This window comes from Flavobacterium pygoscelis (assembly GCF_023162025.1).
GTDB classification, from domain to species: Bacteria; Bacteroidota; Bacteroidia; order Flavobacteriales; family Flavobacteriaceae; genus Flavobacterium; species Flavobacterium pygoscelis.
The window spans coordinates 233916-257154 of the sequence record NZ_JALNUB010000006.1 but is presented as its reverse complement, the minus strand read 5'-3'; the positions used below and the strand labels follow the sequence as shown (position 1 = coordinate 257154).

Below are 23239 nucleotides of genomic sequence, written 5' to 3'. Positions count from 1 at the left end.
TTAGTATCCTAAGTTCTGAGGAGATAAATTGGGATTCAATAGCAGTTCTGTTTCGGGTATTGGAAATAAGGCATCAGTGGTATTCCAACCGATCTTGTTACTCAAAGCGCTATCTAGCTTTCCGTAGCGTTTTAGGTCAAAAAAACGATGTCCGTGTTCGGTAAATAATTCTACCCGTCGTTCTTGTACTACAGCATTTAGGAGTTCATCTTGCGAGATGGCTGTCGTATTTGGTAATCCCGCTCGATTCCGAATGATATTTAGATCTTCTTTTGCACCAATCAAGTCTCCTGCACGGGCTCTAGCTTCTGCACGAATAAGATATTGCTCTTCTAATCGAAAAACAACGGAATATTCAGAAGAAAATGAAACAGATGAATTGTCCTTGTATTTACTGGCATAATACCAAGTCTTGTTTCCGTCGCTCACCGCAGTTGTCCAACTGATTTTGCGTTGATCCATTGGTTCAAAAGAGTTTAAAAGAGCATCGCTTAAAGCCGTGAAAGGGGGAGGACCAGCTGTAAAAATAAAGAGATTACCTTCTTCTGTTGCACTACCATAAAAAAACGGGGAAAATTGCCAAATGGTACTGCTACTGGTGTTCATGAAAACGGTATTGAGATCATCCTGTAATGCATAAGTTGCCGTATTGTTTAGTACTGCAGAAGCCGCATTAGAAGCTTCGGCCCATTTTTCATCAAATAAGTAAACTCTGGCAAGTAGCGCTTGGGCAGTATATTGGTCCGGTCGCACTCGCTCTCCGCTTTCGTCATTTTTAGGAAGCAAGCTGGAAGCCTTATCCAAATCAGCAATAATTAGTTCATAAACTTTAGCCACTGGTAGGCGAGAGGCAACTCTATTTTGCCTGTAATCAGTAGTAGTTATATATGGAATTTCGCCATAAAGATTTACTAAATAAAAATGGACTAGTGCTCGCACAAAAAGTGCCTCACCAGTTAGCTGATTTACTTTGTCTTGGGATAAACTTTTAGAGGCTGCAATACCTTCCAGCATAGCATTAGTATTGTAAACAACCCGATAGCTACTGGTCCATAAAGTTGCAACGGCTTCATTGGATGCCAGCAGACTGTTAGTATACAATCCAAACGTAGAATTTTCTGAATCACCGTAAAAAGTCAGTTCATCGGCATAATGACCCAATTGATTGGAAAGCCCAAGAGGGGAACCAGTCAATAAAGTAGAACTTCGTAATTGGGCATAAATAGCGACCATAGCTGCAGTTGCGGTAGTTGGACTTTCAAAAACCATAGGAGTAGAAAGTTGTGAGGATGGTTGATCCGTTTCTACAAAAGTATCACAAGCGCTTAGCAACATTATACAAGCAAGGTTATACCCAATAAAAATAACAGGTATACGCTTTTTTTGAATTTTAAATAAAAAAATTTTTGAATTAAATATAGGTTTCATAACAGTTAGTTTTTAGATTAATAAGTTAATTGAACGCCAGTGGTAATAATTTTCAAAGGAGGCAATACTCCTCTAGTTTTAAACTCTGGATCTGCGCCTTTGTAGGATGTAAAAGTGAGTAAGTTTTGCGCTTGTAAATTAATTTGACAAGTAACACCTTTTAGCCAATACGAAGGCAGCGTATAACTCAGGGAAACATTCTTCAAACGGATATAAGAGGCATCGCTTATAGTAGCATTGCTGTCACGATATCGGGTAAAAGCACTACTAACCGCCGTATTCACTCCAGTACTATATTGCTGAAATGGTCCTAAATCTCCTGGATTTTGCCAGCGATCCAATACATCTGTTGTTTGATTGTTCCTGCTGCCAGGTAAGCCAAGAGACGAAGCTGAATTGTAGTTGAGTTGCTTCACAAACTGGAAAAGGAAATCGAGTTGAATGCCTTTATAGTTGAGTTGGTTTTGCAAACCACCATAAAATTCAGGACTTAAATCTACCAAATATTGCCTGTCGTCTTTAGCAGAAAAAAGACCATCGCCATTAAAATCCTCAAACTCATACAATCCAGTTACTGAATTTAGACCTGTATAGTTATAAACTTTTACAATATTCAGCGGTTCACCAATAACGTACTGATTGGCATAAGTAGAACTGGCTAAATCAGGAAAACGAAGTAATTTATTTTTTAAAACACTAATATTGAAATTGCTACTCCATCCAAAATTTTTCCTTTGAAAATTCACAGTTCGCAACGTCAATTCTATACCACTGTTTTGTACACTAGCAGCAAGATTAGCCTGAATACTGCTAAAGCCCGTGGTTCCCGGTAAGGGAATACCAACCAACTGATTAGAAGAAGTATTACTAAACCATCCGACAGTCAAAAAAATCCGATCTTTAAATAAACCGAGTTCAGTAGCGATCTCAAACTTTTTGTTGCTTTCCCATCCAAAGTCGGGATTAAAAAGTCGTGTGGTTTCAATCCCTACCGTTCCTTGGTAGGGATTCCCATTGGAACTATACGTATCTAAATATTGGTAATCTCCAATTTGATCATTTCCGGTAGTTCCATAACTAGCACGAAGTTTTCCAAAACTCAAAAAGGATCCGTTACTGTCTTTTATAAAAGATGCTTTAGAAAATAACCAAGCGGCACCTACAGCCCCAAAAGTAGCGAACTTGTTCCCCGGTCCAAAACGACTTGATCCATCTCGTCGACCCGTGACATTCAAGAAATATTGGTCAGACCAACTAAAATTAGCACGCCCAAAAAAGGCTTGGTATTTATACTCTGTATCACCACTGCTCATGATGGTAAAAGTTGAGGCGGAAGCCAAGTCATAAATCAAACTATTGCTAGTAAATCCTTCCCCTGCTAAAACAAGCTGTTGCCCGTTGAGTTGATTGAAAGTGCTACCTACCAAAATGGAAATTTTACCTTTTCCAAAATCAGTATGCCAATTGAGTTGAGGTTCTATAATCCAAGATTGGCGCGTTGTAGTATTTGTAAATAAGGAAGAGAATTCACTGCCTAAACCATAGGCAGGATCATAAATAGTAGAAGGGAAGGTGCTACTTTCTTTGTGTTTCAAATCCGTATAGCCAAAGCTAGATTTTAATTCCAATTGAAATGGAAGTTGATAAGATAAGACAGCATTGGCAACTAAATCAGAGGTGTTGCTTAAGGATTTACCATTCAGATGGCTTAGTGGATTTTCCCAAGTACTGTTCTCCCAGTTGAGATTTCCTGCTGCATCATACAAAGCAGGTGCGTTGGGTGCCAACCTTCGCGAAATGGTGGTTAAGTCTGTCGAGGCTTGATTATTATCTTGTACCGTGTAACCTGCAGAAAAGTTGATGCCAAATTTTTTATTCTCGGAGGAATGATTCAAATTAATACGTGCATTTCCTTTTTTATAGCCAAAATTAGCAGGAAAAACGGTTGTTTCATTGCTATAGCTTCCATTGAAGATAAACTGAGTCTGATCATTACCTCCTGAAACAGAGGATTGCAAGTTCATGATGTTAGCTGTCCCACCAGTGAGTGCTTTTTGCCAATTGGTATTTCGAGTTTGATCCCATGTACCATTAACTTCATAAGCACTTGCTGGATAACTCGTGTATCCATCATTGGCAAACGCCTCACGACGCATTTCTAAATATTGCTCAGTATTCATCAAATTCATGAAGCGGGTCACTTTCCCAATTCCGTTGGAATAGTTGGTTGTAAATGTAGTTTTGCCTTTCTTTCCTTTTTTGGTTGTAATAAGTATTACGCCGTTGGCACCGCGGGAACCATATATTGCAGTGGCATCAGCATCTTTTAAGACTTCGATACTTTCAATATCACCAGGATTCAAATTGTTGAGCGGACTCGTTAAGGAGGGCATTACGGTAGCGGTAGCACTAAACCCCACAGGATCGCTGGAATAAGGGACACCATTAATGATATAAAGCGGTCTATTGCCGTCGGACCTCAAGCTGTTTTGTCCCCGAATTTGTAAGTCAAAACCCCCACCTGAAACACCAGTTGTTTGCGTAATATTAACTCCCGCCATACGTCCTTGCATCGCAGCTAAGACATTGGTAACGGGCTGCTTTTCAATATCCTTAGCTGTGATTTTAGCAATACTACCGGTACGTTCGCTTTCCTTGACGGAATAATATCCAGCATTAATACGTACTTCTTCAAGCGATGTCGCATCTTCTTGCAAGACGATATCAATCGTATTAAACGCATTGATTGGCATAGAAACCGTCTTATACCCCATAAATGAATAGACTAGCGTAGCAGTAGGGGAAGACGCTATTTGATATTTCCCATCAAAGTCTGTAATGACAGCCGTATTTGTTCCTTTGATAGTAACTGTGACGCCTGGTAATGGGCCACTAAAATCTGTAACGGTACCGCTTACGTGATGGGGTTGTAGTTCAAATTTTGAAACGCCTATGCCGCTGTGGGCTAGAACAGGTGTCAAGAATAAGTGCAACCCCAAAATAAGGGAATACACCATTGTCCTTAACACCTTGATTAATGAAATATTTTTCATAATATTGGTGTAGTTTAATGAAACGTTAGTTTTGTTCGCTATGGTCCTCTAGTTTAGCTTGCCGGCGAGTTAGGGGACTTTTTCTATGTATTGAGGTACCAATGCACTTCGTTTTTATATTATCATACGCGTATTAAAAGTTTTGAGTTGGTGGTAATACTAAATAAGCTGTAGCTATTTTTTACATCTTTAAAAACTGTTTGAACCATACATCCTAAGGCATATAAGGACTATGCATGCCACTATTAGTGCCGCTTTTATTAGTTTGTTATATTTCATGCTCACAATTTTTGTTTATTATCAGTCGTCTGCTTTCTGTAATCGGTTATCAGTAATGAGTTGCTGTTCAAACTAAATAACCTGCACCTTTTTATAATAAATTCAAATTAAATTAATGAGGTGTTTTGTTCAATAAACCTTTCGGTGCAGGTGTTTTTAAGTTAAGTTTAAACATAAAGAGCACTTCCAACTAAAAAACTTTTTTTTCTAGAAGGATAATTATACAGTTTGTTTTTTATGTAAAAAACTCCTTTTACTCCTCTTCTGAAACAAACTCTAAAATTTTAAAATACCATTTGGAAAATAGAAATAAAGACAATACTTTTAAAGTGCGAGTTTAAAGGGAAAAATCCTGAATCTATATACCAGAAGTATTTTAGGTTTGCTATATAAATGATGATTTATATTAAGTCACATTTTATATTTCAACGTAGGTTTTTACACACCAGTATTTATTATACTGATTGAAGAAGCGTCTTTTACGGATACTTCTGGGTGCTTACTACTCAAACACATTGTTTGTTTCAGTTTTTGGGCGACATAAAGTAGCTTAATTTTAACAGGCCGTTAAGGTGGTTTGGTGAGGGGTTTACATAAAAAAATCGTTCTCATAATTTATAGGTTTATGGTTTTGGAACGATGTATTTCGGGTATGAAGAGTGCTTGCAAAAAAAGCAAGGAGCGGCCTCACACTTTAGACTCAAGGGCGACCAAACCCATCTTTAAAATCTTTCGATTATAAAGTTACCACCTAAAGCTTACGTGAGAACCGCTCGCATGCCTTTGCAAAAGTAATAAACTTTATGACATGGAGCGACTTCACGATACTCTCGAAGGTAAACTTGGTCGTTTTGAGTCGAGATAACATCGTTTTAATTATGCCAAAAAGGCTAATTGTCAATTCGCTAGAACAAATATAATAAAATTAATCAAATACCCAACATATTGGGTAAAAATTTTATAATTTATGGAAAAATTAATTTGCTTTGAGACAACACAATATGATTTAGAATTTATAAATCATATAAAAGCAATACGCAAAGAGAAGGCTTTTACTAAAGATGAGCTAAGTCTAAAGATGGGAGTAGCTAGAAGTTTTGTAAGTAATGTCGAATCATTTACTCAACGACACAAATATTCTACGCGTCACATTGCTTTATTGGCAAAGGCTTTTGGTTTTAAAAACATTTCAGAGCTGATGAAGTTCCCTACTCCTCAATACGATAAAATTAAAGTTACTGTAAAACAAACCATGAATGAAAGCGGTACGAAGGCGTTAAGTTCAGAGGTGGTGAAGATTGAGTCTTTACAATAATTATAACATAATTTTAAAAAAAAACTCGTTTATAACAAACATGAATTCAAAATACGTTGGATGGCAGAGATATATTGAAGTGATTAAAAAAAAAGGTTATTGTGGCTTTGACAGAAACTGTAGTGGTATGTAAAATATAGACAAAAAATTGTATATAAATTCGGTAATTCGACCAAAATATTTAAGAAAAAAGATTACCTTTCAGCAATTAAATTTGTAGTTTAGTTAAAAAATTTCGTGGTGGATAAAAGCAACTTAATAACTGGGCAAAAAGTAATAGAATTATTGGCTCAGATAGAGCTAAATCCATAGATAAAAGGGCGTAAACATCTTGGACAGCGAGTCTATATTATTTGATACTTGTAGCGTATTTTATTTTTTTGATTCTTCTATTGAGACTTTTCTAAACTCTTTTAATAGTTCTTCAAACTACAAAGTTGATTTTCGAGCTCTTGCTCCGGCAGCTTTGATACCTTTATCAGTTAGTGATTCAGATTCTGTTTTGAATGTTTCGGATTCAGCGTTGATTTTTGCAACTAGATCTTTCATGGTTGTATGTATTAAATTATGATGTAAAAATAGAATTTTGCTCCTGAGACGGAAATGATTTGATGTTAAATTTATACCTTGATTGTACGATATAAGGCAGAAAATACAAATGATAATTGGTTACAAGTTACTTAAGAGTGATTACTCGATTTTAATTTTTGAGGAATCATTTTCTAAGTACCCGATTTTTACTTGTTCCAGCAGTTTTACATTTTCTGCAATAGTATTTTGAAAAAACTCTGCCATAATTTTGGCAATATAACTCGAATGTATATCGATAGTATTTTCCTTTAATAGCTTTTTTATCCTTAGAAAAAGTTCTTCGTTTAATAGAGCAATTTTACCCATGTCTCTCCCTAAGACTCTTGCAGCAATCCAATTTAAGTTAATATCCTTGTCTCCAAAAAGATCATTGTGGTTTTCATATATTTCATCGGCATACATATCAAAAAAGTGCTTCAGGATCATACTGATGTCTTTGATATCGTCCCGTCTTATTTCGTCCCGTTCTTGAAAAGCAATTAATTTGAGCAGTACAATACCCGGTAAAGTGCAAAATTTAAAGCGGTGTTTTTCTTCGAGCTGCGCTTCCGGAAGACCATAATCATATATTTCTTTGAAACCGGGCATATTAAGACTGGTAAGGCCGGTACCTTCAACCGTTATATTTGATGGTTTGGCTTCTATTTCTCCAAAAGGCATTAAATCTATTTGTATGATGTTTTTTCATTTAAGTACAAAACCATTGCCCATATAAGGGATGAATCCTTCCACATTGATGAGATATTCTCTAAGATCCGCATAGGTGTTTTTGTCATTTATAAAAACGGTAAAATCGATATCTCCAGTAACTCTGCTGGGTGGTATATCGTTTATGGCAGTCATCCAAACATCGCGTGCCACAGCACCTACTAGATAAAAGTCTATATTGTATTTGTGCAACCCATTTTCTAATGCAGTTAGCATTTCTGAAATAACAGGCTGTTGTTGCAATTGCTTAAAACTGATCTTGTAAATACTCATTGTATATCTTTTGTGCGGTTTCTGTACATCTGCGGTCTCCTTTATTCATTAAATCACCATAGGCTAGGAGTGGATGTACGGTGTTTGTGTTTTCTTGCTCGTCTCTCCAAAACGGTTTAAATATTTTGATATTGCCCTCTAAGTCCGGAACGAATCGGTAATTTTTCATTAATTCGCTTGTTTCTTCGTTGGTATATAATGTAAGTTCCTCCGGACGTAAATAATTGGTGAGAAGGTCACCTGCTGATTCGCCGCCCCACATTGTTTTTCCTTTTTTGAGAGGAATATCTTTCCAGTTATAAAAATCATCTTTATTAAGGAATCGGAATGTTCCTATTGCCAAGGTTGGCTTGAGGCGCTTTTCATATTCCAGTACCCATTTATCTAACAATATTTTCTTGTTCTCGATCAGTAGTTCATTTTTGGTTAGCTGAAGTATAAAACCTTCCTCTTTTAAGCCATTGAATATGGTGTTTAAAGTACCAATTCCAGCACCTGTTACTTCCGCAATTTCGCGATAGGTATTGTTGATACAATCCTTAATTAGAAATTGATAAATTACTTTTAATCCTGTTTTAGTAAAGGCTCTATTGGTAGTTTTATGTTTTAATTCAATAGGAGGATTACCATCAATGTAAAGATAGATTTCATTTTTGTTTAAAAAGATATTGCCATTCGCTTCGAGATAGGCAATATTTCTTTTGCGTAGCTCTTCCTTTATCTTCGGAAATATACGTTGTGCAACAATAATAAAAGGATTTTGTGAAACAGCCAATTCTTCTATTTTAGCTAGATGTAGGCCTCTAAGTTCCTTTTTAATAGCGGCATAAAGTTCGATGGTATGTTGATTTAAATGTAGCAAAAGTTCACCATCAATAGGACTATCATTGTGGTTTTCTTTCCACTCCAGATCTATCGCACCACCCTTTTGGATATTATTGATAGCATACTGTATGATTTCTTTTTCATTCATCTGTTCATTTATTTATACCGTTCACGAAAACGTGAACATTAATAATTAATGAACAAATATACTATTATTATCGTTATAAATTAGAAATACTATAGGAATGTTCTTTTTGGAGTTCTTGAATGAAATAGGTGGGTGGCATCCCAGCTCTGGCGAAAAAAGCATTGGTAAATCGTTGTGTACTACTAAAACCAACCTCTTCTCCCAACGCCGTATTCGAGAACTTTCTCATCATTTTATCCTCTTTCAATAATTGAATTAAATAATCAACTTTAAGGTCATTGATATAATCAGTAAATTTTTTTCCTCTAGAATGGAATATTACTTTTGAAAGATATTTTGGATTCGAGCCAAAAGCAGCGGTAAGTTTGGCTGCTGTTAAATCTTTTTCCAAAAATTTTTTATCATTCTCAAACTTTTCCAGTTGTTTCAGGAGTGCATTTACCGTGTCTTGATTTATTTCACTTATCCTATTAGTATTAGTTTTAGGTTCAACAGCAATTTCAGACTCACCTTTCATCATTAGCTCCTTAAATTTTTGCCTGTATAGTCTCTTATTCCTTATGTACAAATAGGCGATGAGCAGGAGCGATAAAAATAAAAGTGCAATAATACTGATGAAAATGATGTCATTGTATTTTTTCTTATTTAGAGCGTTTTCAATTTTTTGCTTCTCTAGCAATATTTTTTTACGGTCATACTCTTTGGTAATTCTACTCGATAAATATTTAAATTTGTGTAGTACGATGCTGTCTGCTTTAAGCAGTCTATTAATGTAATGGAGTTGAATTTTTAAATTGTTTTTTGACTGGTAGTAAAGAATCATTAAGCGATAGTTCTCAAGAAGATCTGGGCGAATGTATCCTTTATCTTTAAAAATAAAATCCACTTTCTTGAAATAGGATAGCGCAACTTCCGGCTTCTTTAAACTCCAGTAGCTTTTTCCAATATAGAAATAACCAACTGCCTCGTTTGCAAAGTCTTTTTTGCTCTTAATTGCTGGTAATGAACGGCCAATATTTTCAATAGCAATAGTATAATTATTTTTGAAATACTGATTAATTCCTTCTGAGTGATTAAAATAGGCATTCATTTCTTTATTTGTGAGCCGTTCCCCTTCTAAAATACCCTTCTCATTGGTATCTGTACATAATCCATAATTTCCAATGTGGTTGTAGCATAACCCTAGCGAATGGATTGAATTTAAGTACCCTCGAGTATTATTTTCTTTAAAATAAGCTATGCATTCGTTGAATAAGGAAATTGCCTCTTGATAGTACCCTAAATAATATTTTATTTGGGCAATATTATATTTCACCTTATGGATTAGATATTGATCATTCGTTTTTGAAATGTAGGCGTCTGCTGAAAGATAGTTATCTAAGGCATCAGTATGCTTTTTTTGGGCATAATATTCAATCCCTTTTGACAAATAAGAAGCACCAATTAAGTCATTTCGTTTCGTTCTTTTTGCAGCAAATATCATGCTGTCTGCATAAACGAGCTTTAAAACACTATGGGAGTAATGCACATAGTTTTTATAGCCATTTATAATTTCCTCTGAATTTTTTTCTGATATAGCCTTTATGAGAAAGGTTTGAAGATATAATTGTTGTTTTGCGGTGTCAGTGTCTGATGTTTCTATTCGGTCAAACAAATAATCAAAATTGACATTTTTGAGTGAATCTGGAATTTTAGATTCATTTTTCTGTGCATAAAATTGGCTAGCGAAGCAAAGAGATACTATTAGTAGATACTTTTTAATCATAGTTAGCATTAAAAATGAGGGACTATTCGTTCTAGAAAACTTCCTTTAAAAGCTATTGTATTACTGTATTTTTTTCAAATTAATTGCAAATAAATTATATCAAATATAAGGTAAACAATTGTTAAAGAGAGCTTTTTTGCAAAAAAAAAGGGTGTGTGGATTTTCTGAAAATCCATATCTTTTTCCTGAAAATCCATAAGTAACCAGTTGTGAAGCCGAAATTCTACCTATAGATTTGCTTTGAATTCAAAAGCAAAAATATTTGGCATCGTGCCAAATAAAAGTTCTGCTGACCCGGTTAAAATGAATGGACTATTAAATAGTCGGTCATATTTAACACATTTTAAAAATGAATAATACATCATTATGGTTAGTGATTTTACGATTACTAATTGTTTCCTTCATCTATAAAAGTTTTAATGATAAGAACAATGGTTCAGTTAAAAGTAATGCTAAGAAGTTGGGAAAACGGATACATAAAACTCAAAATTTGAGCTTAATGTATTATCAAATTGACATCATACGAGTAATCGTGTGTACTAAGCACAACACTATAAATTGATTTAAAAACAGATCCTTATGAATATAGATAGAATGGAATTTATAGCGTGGATGGAACGTATCATGGATCGTTTTGATATTTTGAACGAGAATATTAATGAAAATCAAAAGAAACGAAATAATATTGACGGTGAAGAATTACTAGACAATCAGGATCTCCTCCAAATGTTAAAGATTAGCAACCGTTCCCTTCAGCGATATCGCTCAACGGGTAAGCTACCGTATTATACAATAAGTGGAAAAATTTACTATAAACTATCCGATGTTCATCAGTTTATTCGAGACAGTTTTAATGCTCCAGGACAAAATTAAAAGCCAACAAAAGCCAAAATCTACCATCTAAAGTCAGTCTGTGAACAATGTGGTTTTAACTATTTATTTTCGATTAAGTAAATTTTAAAAAGCACTGACATGAAAGATGAAACTGTAAGTAATCCAAAATTAGGGGAGCAATTTTCGGATGTTTTGTTGGTATCTGATACCAATAAAAAGGAAGTAAGGGCAGTTACGGGAATTGGAAAAGATAACGAACTACAGTCAGTAGTTCCGGATAAAAAAAATGATAGCCAGTTCATGCGTGTGGATAGACAAGGTGATTTGTTTTCTAATTTTTTTTCCAACTTTTATCGGCAGTTAAAGGATCCAACAAATTTAATCTTTTTTAGAGTTCCAGAAAACCAAGCAATACACATAGCGAAAAGAATGCAGAAAGAAGTTGATAAACCTACGAAAATGGGTGGGAAGCAATTTGAACAACACGAGATAAAATTAGATTATAAACCTGAAAATAAAAATAGTATGGAAACTAAACAATCAACACCCGAAGTTGGCGAGTATCGCTACAAATTGGAACAAATCGATTGGAAAGCTATGTCTAATCTAGGATTAGGTCAAGAGCGTCTCGAAAAAATGAACTTATTAGAACCGCTGTTAAAAGGCTATAAAACCAATGAACTAGTTCCTGTAAGTCTTGATTTGGGATCGTCCATCACTCGAATGGACGCTAGACTATCACTACAAGAAAAAGAAAACGGACAAGTGGTTCTTGCCATTCATGGAATCCGAAAAGAACCTCAGTTAAACTACAAATTCTTTGGACATGAATTTACAAAAGAAGATAAGGAAAACTTACTCAAAACTGGAAACATGGGAAGAGTTGTTGATTTGATTAATCCCAAATCGGGTGAAACAATCCCTTCTATAATTAGCCTTGATCGTTTGACCAAAGAAGTTATTGCACTGCGCACAGAACATATCAAAATCCCAGAAGAAATAAAGGGAGTAAAACTAAACGAGCAGCAAAAGCAGACGTTGACAGAAGGTAAATCTTTGTATATCGAAGATATGATTTCCAAAAAAGGCGAGCCTTTCAATGCATCAGTTCAATTTAATGCGGATAAACGTTATGTTGAATTTCTTTTTGATAGAGCAGATCCCAATAAACAATCACAAAGTAAACAACAAGATGTACCAAAAGAATTTCGAGGAAAAGAACTTGACGAACAACAACATCAAAAACTTAAAGACGGACAAACCGTTTATGTAAGTGGTTTGCTTGACAAGAAAGGTAAGGAGTATCAAGGGTATATTACATTCGATAAAGAAACAGCCAAAACTGGTTTTTCTTTTGATAATCCAAATAAATTAAAAGAGAAAGCAACACCAAAAGAAGAAAGTAAAATACAAGTTGCTGTTAATTCAGAAGGTAAAACCAATGAGGCAACTAAGGATATTAAAGAGCCTTTGAAAAGCGGACAGAACAATCCTGACAGTACCAAACAGCAAGAACAACAGGAGAAGCCAAAAGTGGCAGCTAAATCAAAAGGTCGAAAAATGTAATTATTCTAAAGAGTCAAATCAATGAAAGTAGTAATTGCAGAAAAGCCTAGTGTTGCTCGAGAGATAGCCATCTTGTTAGGAGCTACTGAGAAGAAAGAGGGTTACCTGACAGGAAATGGATATCAGGTAACCTGGGCGTTCGGACATTTAGTGTCATTGGCAATGCCAGAAGATTATGGTGTAAATGGATTTCAAAGAGAGGCTTTGCCTATTTTACCTAATCCATTCTTACTAACTGCTCGTAAGGTAAAAAAAGATAAACACTATGTTCGTGATGTAGGAGCAATGAAACAACTGAAAACAATTGATCAACTTTTTAAAAATTGTGAAAGTATCATTGTTGCCACCGATGCAGGACGAGAAGGTGAACTTATATTTCGTTACATCTATGAATATCTTAATTGCAGTAAGCCTTTTGAGCGTTTTTGGATTAGTTCGCTAACTGAAAAAGCCATTCTCAATGGGTTTGATAACTTGAAACCAGGGAAGGATTTCGATGGTCTGTATCAAGCAGCAGTAGGTAGAAGCCGTGCAGACTGGTTAGTAGGAATTAATGCTTCACAAGCATTAACAATTGCAAGTGGAGGCGGTATTTATTCTTTGGGAAGGGTTCAGACACCAACACTTGCAATCATTTGTAAACGATTTTTAGAAAACAAGTCATTTGTTATCAAGCAATATTGGCAAATTGAATTGGAACATCGTAAAGAGTTTACAGATTTCAAAAGTCTTTCCACAATAAAATGGGAAGGCAGTAAACAAGCTGAAGACGCATTGAAATCGCTACAGCGACATGGGACAGCCACGGTAATTGCCATAGAAATAAAAACAGTCAATGAACAGCCACCATTGCTATTCGATCTTACAGCATTACAAAAAGAGTCTAACATTAAATTAAATTTAACTGCTGAGGAAACGCTAAATATCGCTCAAAGCCTATACGAGAAAAAATTCATTAGTTACCCTCGCACCGGGAGCAAGTATATTCCAGAAGATATGTGGGTAGAAGTATCTAAGCTTATCTGGATTTTGGAAGAGACAGATAAATTTAAAGGAGTAGTTGCTAAAATGAAGATAGGACGTTTACATAAACGAATTGTCAACGATTTAAAGGTAACCGATCACCATGGTTTATTGATTACAGATAAGATTCCTTCGGCTTTGTCTGCAAAGGAAAAAGCTATTTATGAAATGATCGCTTATCGTTTACTTGAAGCCGTTTCTCCTGTTTGTATCAAAGAGATAACTAATGTTGTCTTCCAAGTTATACACTATGAATTTGAATTAAAAGGGATTAAAATTATTGATGCAGGTTGGAGAGCTATAAAAGGCAGTTTTTCAGATGAAGAAAAGGATCCTCTTCAAGATTTACCAAATCTAAAAATTGGTGATGAAGTCAAGATTAAGTCAGCAAGAGTATTGGAGAAGAAAACTACACCACCTGCTCTTTATACGGAAGCAAGTTTACTCTCAGCAATGGAAAATGCAAGAAATCAGATCCGAAATGAAGAAGAACGTAAAGTATTACAAGGTACAGGAATTGGAACACCTGCCACTAGAGCAGCTATTATTGAAACACTTTTTAAACGAGATTATGTCAAACGAGATAAAAAGGCACTTGTACCTTCAGAGAAAGGATTAAAAGTTTACGAATTAGTAAAAGACATGAAGATTTCTAATGTAGCGATGACCTCCGAGTGGGAATTAAACCTGCAAAAAATAGAAAACAAAGAAGAGGATATAGCAAAATTTCAAAAAGAAATTGAGGCTTTTACAATAATGATAACACAAGAACTACTTGCTTTATCTATTGAAGTTGAAAATGAACCAGAACTAACTTGTCCAAGATGTAAAGTTCAGAAATTAACGATTCGGGATAAGTTGGTAAAATGCAAGGGTGAAAATTGTAATTGGGTTCAGTTTCGAAATATATGTGGATTACAACTCAATCTTATGGATTTAGAATCACTAATTACTAAAGGCAAGACAAGCCTCTTAAAAGGGATGATCAGTAAATCTGGAAAGAAATTTGATGCATTTATCTTTATAAATGAAGTAGGAGAGACCTCTTTTGTTTTTCCAGAAAAGAAAAAATGGAGATAAAGTTATTGAATAATTTCTATTTATTTGTAGCAAAAGATAACTATGAGTGAATGCTATAATTCACTGAAAAATGGGAGATAAATTACGTAAGGTCCAACTCATATTTTAAAAAGGAAGGGTATAGACTGGATAGGGCTGGAATGCAGTGGAGCGTAGGAACGGAGCATAACGAATTGAAGATTTATATAGTTGATTTATAAAAACCTCATTAATATAAATAGGATCATCTTCATTCCTAAGTATTAAATTCTTTGGTTCTTCTAATTCGTAGTGACCAGATCAGGATTGGTGCAACAGTTAATTTATTGTCCGCTCTATCCCGTCTTGCTAAAATTGGAAAACCAAATCCAAAAGTAGTAATCCCTTTTTCAGATTAAAATGCATCTGTTTGATTAATTAGGTTTTCAAATGCCTTGGTTATTCTAACTAATTGTGTTTGGTCTTCTTGAAAAAGAGAGTTTAAATCACGCATATTGTCTTTCCAACTTATTGTAAATTTAAGTGGCAACTCTGTCAGTAGCGATTTAATAAAATTGTTTGGAAGGTCTTTGTCAATATGAGAAAGTCTGTTTAAATCGAACTTGTATCTTGAATTTGCAGGAATAGCATTTAAGTGGACTCCTCTGCGGTTTCCTATATTTAGTCTTCTTTGTAATTCGGATAATAATTTCTCAGTTAATTCCATAATTGTTTATTGAAGCATTGTGTAAATTATGTTTTTATTCTCTTGATTTAAATATTCATTTCTACATCATCTAGTTCGTGGAAATGATTATTCTTCATTCCCGACATAACATTCCAATCTAAATAGACTTTAATTATTATTAATTGTGTTGAACTGCACTAATTGCTCCCTCTTCTGACTGTGGTGGTTCGCTTATTCCCATCATCATATTAAAATGTCCTTCGTGGTTGGTTAAAATAAAAATATCCTTAAATACTTTTTTGTAATTTTCAATTGTTCTTTCTTGTAACTCAACAAATAAATCATCATTAATACTATGTGAACCATCATTTATCCAACTAATTAGTGATGAACATATTTCTTGTTCTTCTTTAGTAATAAACTTTTGGATTAAATCATCATCGCCATATTTTCCTAGAAGTTTAAAATAGTTTTCAATTATTCTTCGCATGATATTTTGAACAGTAATACTCGATTTTACATTTTCACTTTTTAATTCTTGCCACAGTAATTCATAAGATGATTTTATTGGGTTTTCCATAATAAAGGATTGAATATTAGTGAACTTGTCGTTTTTTCTTAAAATCCAAAAATTAGTTTCTCTACAAAATTTAGTTCTTCCATCAATGAAAGATACTTCTTTATGGAAATAGACATTGTGCGTTAAAAGAATAATTTGTCTTATATTTCCTAGACCTGATTTAATGCTTTTGATTATATCTTTTATAAGTGTACCAACAACAAATAGTACATTGCTATCTAAACTTGAAATTGGATCATCAATAACTAAAATTCTTTCATCGGTTACATTCTCTACTAAACTGCCTCCTTTTGCCAGTTGTAAATAATACAAGAAAGTAATAAAAGTAATTTCGCCTTCACTTAATGTTGCTTCGGCTATTGTTCCGTCTTCTCTTTGAATTTGATAAAAACCTTCTTCTAAAGATGGCTCAATTTTGAAACTTAAAAATCCATAGGATTTTAAAAGACGGTTAATTTCATTAATAGTTGGCTGAATGCTCGTGACATTTTTACTCAAGTTTTTAATGACAATATCTAAATCACTAAACTCCTTTAATTTAGCAGTAAGTTGACCTTGAAGAACAGTGTTGCCAGTTTGGAATCCATTATTATCTGCATTAAATTTTACAACATCTGTTCTGGATTCTTCAATAATATATTTCCAAATTGATTGAGTTAAACTAATTTTTTCGGATTTAAAATTGGCAACAATCTTATTATGCTTAATAATCTCTTCATTAGTATTTGTAATTAATTCTGAAATTAAAGCTAATTGTTCTTTTACTGAAACTAGTTCAATGCTTCTGCTTGGTTCTTTTGTTTTATTGTTTAGATATTCTCCATTAACAGTATTATGACTAATTAAAGTTTTTAAATAGGCCGAAAATCTATCTGTATTTAATTTGGTCTCAGGGATAGATTTTTGATTTGTTTCAATATTATTCAATTCATTAACAAAATTATTCATCAAGGAATTGTACTGTTCTTTTAGCGTTTTTATAGTATTCAAATCACTTAAATACGTTTCATCAAAATAATCTTCTAATTGTTTTTTGAAATCATCTGTAATCGTTTTTTGCTGACAAAAAGGACAAGTATAATCTTGTTGAATATAGTTTCTACCTTGATTTACCCAATCGTTTAGGTTTAGTTTTTGAATAAGTTTTGCAATGTCGACATCGGCTTTACCAACAATTATTTTCTTCCAAATAGGGTCGCTTTCTATTTCAATAATTTTATCAAATGTAATTGCGTTTATTGGCGCTATACTTTGCGGAACTTTTCCGAAAATAGTTTTTGCTTTTTCTGTTAACTCATCAAAAGTTTCTAGCTTTTTAGTATTATTACTAAATTCTAACAACAGTTTATTTTTAAAACTTTCTTTTTGTAATGAACCCGTAAAAGCTTCTTTAAAAACAGTTTTATATTTTTTATAAATTTTTGTCCAAGAAGTTTCCTTAAAATTATTTTCTAGGGTTTCTTTTTTTTGTATTTGTGTATTTAATGTTTCTCTTTTTTTTACACCGTCCGCTTTTATAATTTTTAATTCCTCAACCTTTTCATTGATGGTTGCAATTTGTTCAGTAGTTGCTTCTCCTAATGTAAAAACACCACCAATTTTACCTTTGCCAAAGTTTCGTTCTCTAAATTCTTTGTTATAAACTAATGTTTTTAATTCTTGAGTGTTTTTCCATTTTGTAGTACAATTTTCGAATTTATCTTCTGAATTGTTATGCAAATAATTGGATATTGTTGTTTTCCCACATCCATTAGCTCCATAAATAAAATTTACTTTCTTCAAACCGTTAATTTGAATTCCAGTATCATTAAAAGAAGCTACTTTTTTAATTTCTATTTGTTCGAGCATAATTTATCTGTTTTCAACTATATTTATCTCTTCTTCACTCAATCCATACAACCCATATACCAATTTATCAATAGTTTTTTCGGCGGTTGCTATTTGTCATTTTAGGGTTTGGGCTTTGGTTTTGTTTTCTTCAAATTGATCCAACCACTTGATTATTTATGATTTAATCACATTCTAACTATTATTTAAATTTTTAAACTTTTCCTCGAACCATTGTTCGTCAATTCCATTCTTTCCAAGTTCCACTTTTAATAATTGATAATCTTTCGCGGTATCCTTCTCCAGCTTTTTGTATAGGCTCATAACAGTCAAGTAATCCCCGTAATTCAAGTATTGTTTTAATATTTTCGGACAATTCATCTCCTGCTTGTACATCTCTATTGTTAAGTCTTTCAACAACTTGTTTGTATCGCCCTTCAAAATCGCTTCGTATTTCATCCTCAACTGAGGTTTTGAGTTCTCTGCAGCTTTCAATTTCTGGTCCAAATCCTTTCTTAATTCCTCCAAATTTAATTCGTTCGATTTTTTCAAGTTCTCCAAACTCTTCTCTAAGTTCGTCTTGTTTTCTTTCAAAATTGTCCGCAAATTCTGATTCATTTCGGATATCGTTTTCAAGGTATCCCTCTTGTTTGCTAACGACGTTTTGTTGGTAATCAATTTCTGCTTCTTTGCTTCCAAATTCACTTCTAATGTCTTCTTCAGTTGTTCCAATACTGTATCTAAGTTCAATTTCCCCGTCAGTAGATCTTTGTTCTGTTGTAATTTCTTCTCTTCGTTGAAAATATCTGTCTTCCAAGTTTGAATAGTTCTCTTGAAGCTTAATTCTTCTTTCTGCAATTCTTTGTCTTTGAGATTCAAGCTCTCCATAGATTGTGACTTCAATTCCTGCTTGTATATCGTCCAATCTTGATCGATGCTCCCTTGTAGCTTCCTCAGTTCGTTGTATTTCTTGTTCAAAGAGTTGTTCAACTCGTTTGTATGATTGCGATTCCAAGCATCGGTTAACTGACCGTAAAAGGTTTTTAATTTGCGCTGCTCTACAGGTGAAAGATTCTTCAAAAAGCTTTCTTTGCTCTTCATCAATTTGTGGTATTCCTTCTGAGTTTCCAGAGTGAATTCGTATATACTCGGTGTTGGATTCGATTTCATTGTAAGTCCATTTTACTTTTGATGCTTTACTGATTTCTCGTTCTATTTCTTCTTCTGATAATTTTGGAATAATTATTTGAACTGTATTGATGCCTAATCTTTGTAGCTTATTTAATTTGTCGGTATCAGGTTTATGTGTAACCACAAACTCAATGAAAAGAATGGGCTTATCATCTTTATCGTAAAAAACAGCATCAGGTCTTATCCATAAAAATCGATTATCTACATTCGAATTTTTTCCACCATGAATTTTTCCGTTTTCATCTTCAAAAAAAGTTACTTCTCGATCAACTCGGTGAGCAATAATTGTTTCCTTTTCAGCTAATATCATAGGCTGTCCTTCACCACCTTTAGGGGGATATTTATAAACATCTGGAACAATTATTTTTTTTGTTCGCAAAAAATAAAAGTAGGCTAGTTTTTCTCTGTATTCTCTACTCGCGTGAACGCACTCTATTTTACTTTTATCAACATCTTTTATATGATGTCTAAAATAGCTTTTGTACTTGTTATTTTTTCGTTTGACCGCCTGCATTTCTTTGTCACAGCCCATACAATAATAACCCATTGCTCCACTTTTCGCTTGGGATATATGAATTTCATTACCCTCTACGTTTTTTGCCCAGTCGTTATCTTTTTCGCTATATTTTATTGACTTAGTTTCCAAATGATCTATACTATTAATTTCTAACTGTTCTCAACTATCCCAATTTACTCACGCTTTTTTATTAATTTTTTTGAGGTGTTTGTGAATAAAAAATGATATTATTTTGTTTTAAAATTACGATTGTTCTACAATTTTTATTTCCTCCTCACTCAAACCATACAATTCAAACACCTTTATGTCAATTGCTTTATCGGTTTTGTCGATTTCTTGTTTTAGGGTTTGGACTTGTAATTTGTAATCTTCAAAAAGATCCATCCATTCGATTTCGTCTTTTTTTGTAAGTGGTGCTGTTCCAACTGTTCTAAGGGATTTGTTGAGTTCAGTAATAAATTCAGCAAATGATAATTCTTGCCAGTTTTGAAGTTTTCTCGATATTTCAGTAAATTTAAAATTCGAAGTTAAATATTTCAGTAATTTTTGTCTTAATCCAAAATGTTCATCTGTAGATAAGATGATACTTTCTACTAATTCACTTACTCGAATTTTAATTGAACTTTCAAAAATTTTTATTGGAATTTTTTCTAAATACTGTACTTTGTATTCTTGATAACCACCTCTTCTAGTTATTGCCCATTGTCCCATTAAGAATTTAATTAATTTTGAATTTAAAATTGCTAATAGAACTTTATCATTTGCTGGAATTATAAAACCAGTCATATCAATAACATTTCCTTGAGACAGAGTGAAATTATTTCCCAATGAAACATTCGGATAGACAATATATTCTAAATTGAAGTTTATTTTTTTATTAATTTGTTGATATTCAAACCATTTTTTATTACCCTTTTTAACCCCTTCATTTATTATGGCTCTTGAGATTAGTTTGCTTTTGTTTGAATTTAAATACTCTATTTCTTCTTTTAAATCTTCTTCTGAACATAATTCATATTCACCATTTAAATTTTGGTAAGGAAAAATTATGTTATTATTTGATTTAGGTGTTAAATATCTTTTTAAGTCCTTTCCAAAAACATATTTTTTAGAATATTTTGTTTCTTCAATAGTTATAAAACCATCATTAAATCCAGTTTTAACGCCAACTAATGGTAAAGAAGAATATGATTTTAATGTTTTAGAATTATTTGATATTTTTTTAATCATTTTTGAAACTTCCCTAGAATAAAATTGAAAATCACTTTCCATAAAATCACTAATATGAATTGGATTATATGGGAGATTAAAAACGGCATCTTCAATTCTATTAAATTCTAATTTTGGTACAAATACATAATTGAATTTATAATCTTCTTTATGTTTTGTTTTTAGCGCAGTGAAAATTAATGGATAAGCACTTATTCCTTGAAAGACATCTAGATCATCAAAATTTATTACTTCTATAAAGGTTAAATTTTCAATCAGAAATTTTACCAATACTTTTCCGTAGCTGGCTTCAAAAAATTTGCCAGAAGAGATGTAAGAAATAATTCCATTCTCCTTCAAAATATTTGATCCTTTCTCATAAAAATATGTAAACAAATCTGCCTTTCCTGAGTATACTCTATAGTTTTTTGATAGAAATGCAGAATGTTCCTTAAATAATTCTTGTCTTACATAAGGAGGATTCCCAATAATCACATCAAAACCTCCTTTGGTAAATACTTCCGGAAATTCTTCTTTCCAGTTAAATGCTTTGTCGCCAGCAATGGCTTTGCTTTCAATCAGTGAGTTGCCACACTTGATGTTGTTGTTCAGGCTCGTCAGTTTGCGTTTGGGTTGTGCGGTTCTTAACCACAAAGAGAGTTTTGCTATCTCGATACTTTCCTCATTAAGATCTACCCCATAGATATTGTGTTCTAGGATTTGGTTTTCAATATCGGGAAAGACAAAGAAACCCCCAAAAAGTTGTTTATTGAGTTCGTCCAGATAGGCGTGTTCCTTGATCAGGAAATCCAAGGCTTGGTTCAGGAAGGCTCCGGAACCACAAGCTGGGTCACAAATAGTGAGTCCCAAAAGCCATTCGCGGTAGTCCTTGAGCTGCTGATCCAGTTTTATGATGGTGTTGGTTTGGCGGTTCTTGCGACCTTTGGCATACTCTTCGTCTATAATGCCCAATTCTAGTTTTTTCTCGGTACACAGTTTACCAATGGTGTTGTCGACTATGTATTTGGTGATGTATTTCGGAGTATAGAACACCCCATCTTTCTTGCGTTTGGTTTTTTGTTTGTCGAAATCCGTTCCTTCAATTTCTGCATTGACACTTTCGATTTCGTTCAAGGAATGTTCGAAAATGTGCCCCAGAATATTGACATCCACCTGACTTTCGAAATCGTAGGTTGAAAGTTTTAAGGTATGGCGGTAGAGTAGTTCATTGTCTATGATAATTGCATCGAGAATCGCATCGGGTTGAAAAAGCCCCCCATTGTAGGCAAAGATTTCTTCTTTCTTGTCGGTACCTTTGCGACCCGTATCGAGATAGCCAAAGTATTGTTTGTAGCGGTCGTAAAGTGGCATTTCGACATCTAGATCAGCCAATGCTTTCCATTCTTTGAGAACGGTATTGATGGAGTTTGGCGCTAGCAGTCCGCGATCTTCGGCAAAGAGAATGAACAAAAAACGATCGATCAATTTTTGTGATTTTTGGAAAAGAATCAGTTTAGTAGTCTTTTCAGGTAAATCATTAAGTATGATGTTAGACCGGTTTTGTTTAACTAAATCCCGGTACAATTCACGTTTGAAAACGGAATAATCGGAATAGAATTTTTTGGTGATATTTTCTTCTTCCACCACCGAAGCTTCTTTTATGCTGAGTGGTTTGTTGGCCAAGATATTTTCTTTGGCCAGACAGAGGTAGAAGATTTCGAATTCTGCGTGGGTGAGGGTAAATAGATTGAATTCTTCATAGTCCACGGCATTGTTGATGTAGAACCTCAACTTCTCGAAGTTAGAAGTAATGACATAGATACAACCTGTTTGGTTGGCTTTGTAATCAAAAGCTTGTTGGCGGATGCTTTCGAGGTCTTTGGTATTGGTCCCCTTAAGTTCGATTACTCCCAAGGCGTTTCCGTCTTTGAGAATGGCACCATCCACTTTTTTGGCTCCTCTTATGTTTTTGAGTTCCGTGGTCAGGTTGAAGCTTGGTGCCGGATTGAGTGTATAGCCCAAGATATCCACAAACAATTCACGTAAAAAACCTTCCTGGAATTGTTCTTCCTTGCTGTTTCGAATGTTTTCTTGAATAACAGCATTGTGAAAATACTTGGTGTATTTTTTATAGGCTTTCTGAACTTGTACTGTATCTTGTTGACTCAAATATTTTTTGAGTACGGAAGGCTGAAATAATGACATTGGCAACGCTTTTGTTTGAGAATCTAAAAATACACAATTTGAAAGGAGTGTAAGATTTTTGTTATTAACAAAGTTGGCTGATAAATTACACTACTTTCAAAGTTATGCGAAGTAAATGGGATTAGTTTACGGTTTTCCATACCTTGATATAATTTAATAGCAACTGGGACTTCGTT

Annotated in this window: 14 protein-coding genes and 1 pseudogene; 4 read left to right on the top strand and 11 right to left on the bottom strand. The window is 33.9% G+C overall.

Annotation, left to right across the window (positions count from 1 at the left end; all coding sequences use genetic code 11):
* Entirely contained in the window at positions 1-1428 is a 1428-nt protein-coding gene (locus tag MW871_RS11725; protein ID WP_248428698.1) for a RagB/SusD family nutrient uptake outer membrane protein, read from the bottom strand.
* 17 nt (positions 1429-1445) lie between these two features.
* On the bottom strand, positions 1446-4445 hold the full coding sequence (locus MW871_RS11720; RefSeq protein ID WP_248428696.1) for a SusC/RagA family TonB-linked outer membrane protein: 3000 nt from the start codon (positions 4443-4445) through the stop codon (positions 1446-1448).
* A gap of 1282 nt (positions 4446-5727) precedes the next feature.
* Here MW871_RS11720 and MW871_RS11715 point away from each other — a divergent pair.
* The gene (locus MW871_RS11715; protein WP_248428693.1) at positions 5728-6075 is read left to right on the top strand and encodes a helix-turn-helix domain-containing protein; all 348 of its coding nucleotides are present in this window, start codon (positions 5728-5730) and stop codon (positions 6073-6075) included.
* A 432-nt stretch (positions 6076-6507) separates the two neighbouring features.
* Here the strand turns inward: MW871_RS11715 and MW871_RS11710 are convergent.
* From MW871_RS11710 to MW871_RS11690, 5 genes and pseudogenes are all read right to left on the bottom strand, one after another.
* Positions 6508-6624: pseudogene (locus MW871_RS11710) on the bottom strand (histone H1); the annotation flags it as partial.
* 141 nt (positions 6625-6765) lie between these two features.
* Entirely contained in the window at positions 6766-7326 is a 561-nt protein-coding gene (locus MW871_RS11705) for a hypothetical protein (protein ID WP_248428692.1), read from the bottom strand.
* Between the two features lie 24 nt (positions 7327-7350).
* Positions 7351-7647: a hypothetical protein gene (locus MW871_RS11700; protein WP_248428691.1), complete on the bottom strand. Its 297-nt coding sequence runs from the start codon at positions 7645-7647 to the stop codon at positions 7351-7353.
* Positions 7622-8620, bottom strand: coding sequence for a type IV toxin-antitoxin system AbiEi family antitoxin (locus tag MW871_RS11695; RefSeq protein WP_248428690.1), 999 nt, complete (start codon positions 8618-8620; stop codon positions 7622-7624). The genes MW871_RS11700 and MW871_RS11695 overlap by 26 nt, the downstream gene beginning before the upstream one ends.
* A gap of 73 nt (positions 8621-8693) precedes the next feature.
* The gene (locus tag MW871_RS11690; RefSeq protein WP_248428689.1) at positions 8694-10385 is read right to left on the bottom strand and encodes an AraC family transcriptional regulator; all 1692 of its coding nucleotides are present in this window, start codon (positions 10383-10385) and stop codon (positions 8694-8696) included.
* Positions 10386-10964: 579 nt separating this feature from the next.
* Here MW871_RS11690 and MW871_RS11685 point away from each other — a divergent pair.
* From MW871_RS11685 to MW871_RS11675, 3 genes are all read left to right on the top strand, one after another.
* Positions 10965-11258, top strand: a complete 294-nt coding sequence (locus tag MW871_RS11685; protein ID WP_188050779.1) for a helix-turn-helix domain-containing protein — start codon at positions 10965-10967, stop codon at positions 11256-11258.
* Positions 11259-11357: 99 nt separating this feature from the next.
* Complete coding sequence (locus MW871_RS11680; protein ID WP_248428687.1) at positions 11358-12785, top strand: DUF3945 domain-containing protein; 1428 nt, start codon at positions 11358-11360, stop codon at positions 12783-12785.
* A 21-nt stretch (positions 12786-12806) separates the two neighbouring features.
* Positions 12807-14888 carry a type IA DNA topoisomerase gene (locus MW871_RS11675; RefSeq protein ID WP_248428685.1) on the top strand — a complete coding sequence of 694 codons (2082 nt, stop codon included), beginning with the start codon at positions 12807-12809 and terminating at the stop codon, positions 14886-14888.
* 373 nt (positions 14889-15261) lie between these two features.
* Here MW871_RS11675 and MW871_RS11670 read toward each other — a convergent pair whose 3' ends face one another.
* From MW871_RS11670 to MW871_RS11655, 4 genes are all read right to left on the bottom strand, one after another.
* Entirely contained in the window at positions 15262-15573 is a 312-nt protein-coding gene (locus tag MW871_RS11670; protein ID WP_248428679.1) for a hypothetical protein, read from the bottom strand.
* A 139-nt stretch (positions 15574-15712) separates the two neighbouring features.
* A complete protein-coding gene (locus MW871_RS11665) occupies positions 15713-17962 on the bottom strand; it encodes an AAA family ATPase (RefSeq protein ID WP_248428678.1) in 2250 nt (749 codons plus the stop codon).
* Positions 17963-18182: 220 nt separating this feature from the next.
* The gene (locus MW871_RS11660; RefSeq protein ID WP_248428677.1) at positions 18183-19778 is read right to left on the bottom strand and encodes a hypothetical protein; all 1596 of its coding nucleotides are present in this window, start codon (positions 19776-19778) and stop codon (positions 18183-18185) included.
* 114 nt (positions 19779-19892) lie between these two features.
* A complete protein-coding gene (locus tag MW871_RS11655) occupies positions 19893-23063 on the bottom strand; it encodes an Eco57I restriction-modification methylase domain-containing protein (protein WP_248428676.1) in 3171 nt (1056 codons plus the stop codon).
* Positions 23064-23239 lie beyond the last annotated feature (176 nt).

Coding starts and splice junctions, on each gene's coding strand:
- MW871_RS11725 (WP_248428698.1), bottom strand. CDS start 1,428: ATGAAACCTATATTTAATTCAAAAATTTTTTTATTTAAAATTCAAAAA.
- MW871_RS11720 (WP_248428696.1), bottom strand. CDS start 4,445: ATGGTGTATTCCCTTATTTTGGGGTTGCACTTATTCTTGACACCTGTT.
- MW871_RS11715 (WP_248428693.1), top strand. CDS start 5,728: ATGGAAAAATTAATTTGCTTTGAGACAACACAATATGATTTAGAATTT.
- MW871_RS11705 (WP_248428692.1), bottom strand. CDS start 7,326: ATGCCTTTTGGAGAAATAGAAGCCAAACCATCAAATATAACGGTTGAA.
- MW871_RS11700 (WP_248428691.1), bottom strand. CDS start 7,647: ATGAGTATTTACAAGATCAGTTTTAAGCAATTGCAACAACAGCCTGTT.
- MW871_RS11695 (WP_248428690.1), bottom strand. CDS start 8,620: ATGAATGAAAAAGAAATCATACAGTATGCTATCAATAATATCCAAAAG.
- MW871_RS11690 (WP_248428689.1), bottom strand. CDS start 10,385: ATGATTAAAAAGTATCTACTAATAGTATCTCTTTGCTTCGCTAGCCAA.
- MW871_RS11685 (WP_188050779.1), top strand. CDS start 10,965: ATGAATATAGATAGAATGGAATTTATAGCGTGGATGGAACGTATCATG.
- MW871_RS11680 (WP_248428687.1), top strand. CDS start 11,358: ATGAAAGATGAAACTGTAAGTAATCCAAAATTAGGGGAGCAATTTTCG.
- MW871_RS11675 (WP_248428685.1), top strand. CDS start 12,807: ATGAAAGTAGTAATTGCAGAAAAGCCTAGTGTTGCTCGAGAGATAGCC.
- MW871_RS11670 (WP_248428679.1), bottom strand. CDS start 15,573: ATGGAATTAACTGAGAAATTATTATCCGAATTACAAAGAAGACTAAAT.
- MW871_RS11665 (WP_248428678.1), bottom strand. CDS start 17,962: ATGCTCGAACAAATAGAAATTAAAAAAGTAGCTTCTTTTAATGATACT.
- MW871_RS11655 (WP_248428676.1), bottom strand. CDS start 23,063: ATGTCATTATTTCAGCCTTCCGTACTCAAAAAATATTTGAGTCAACAA.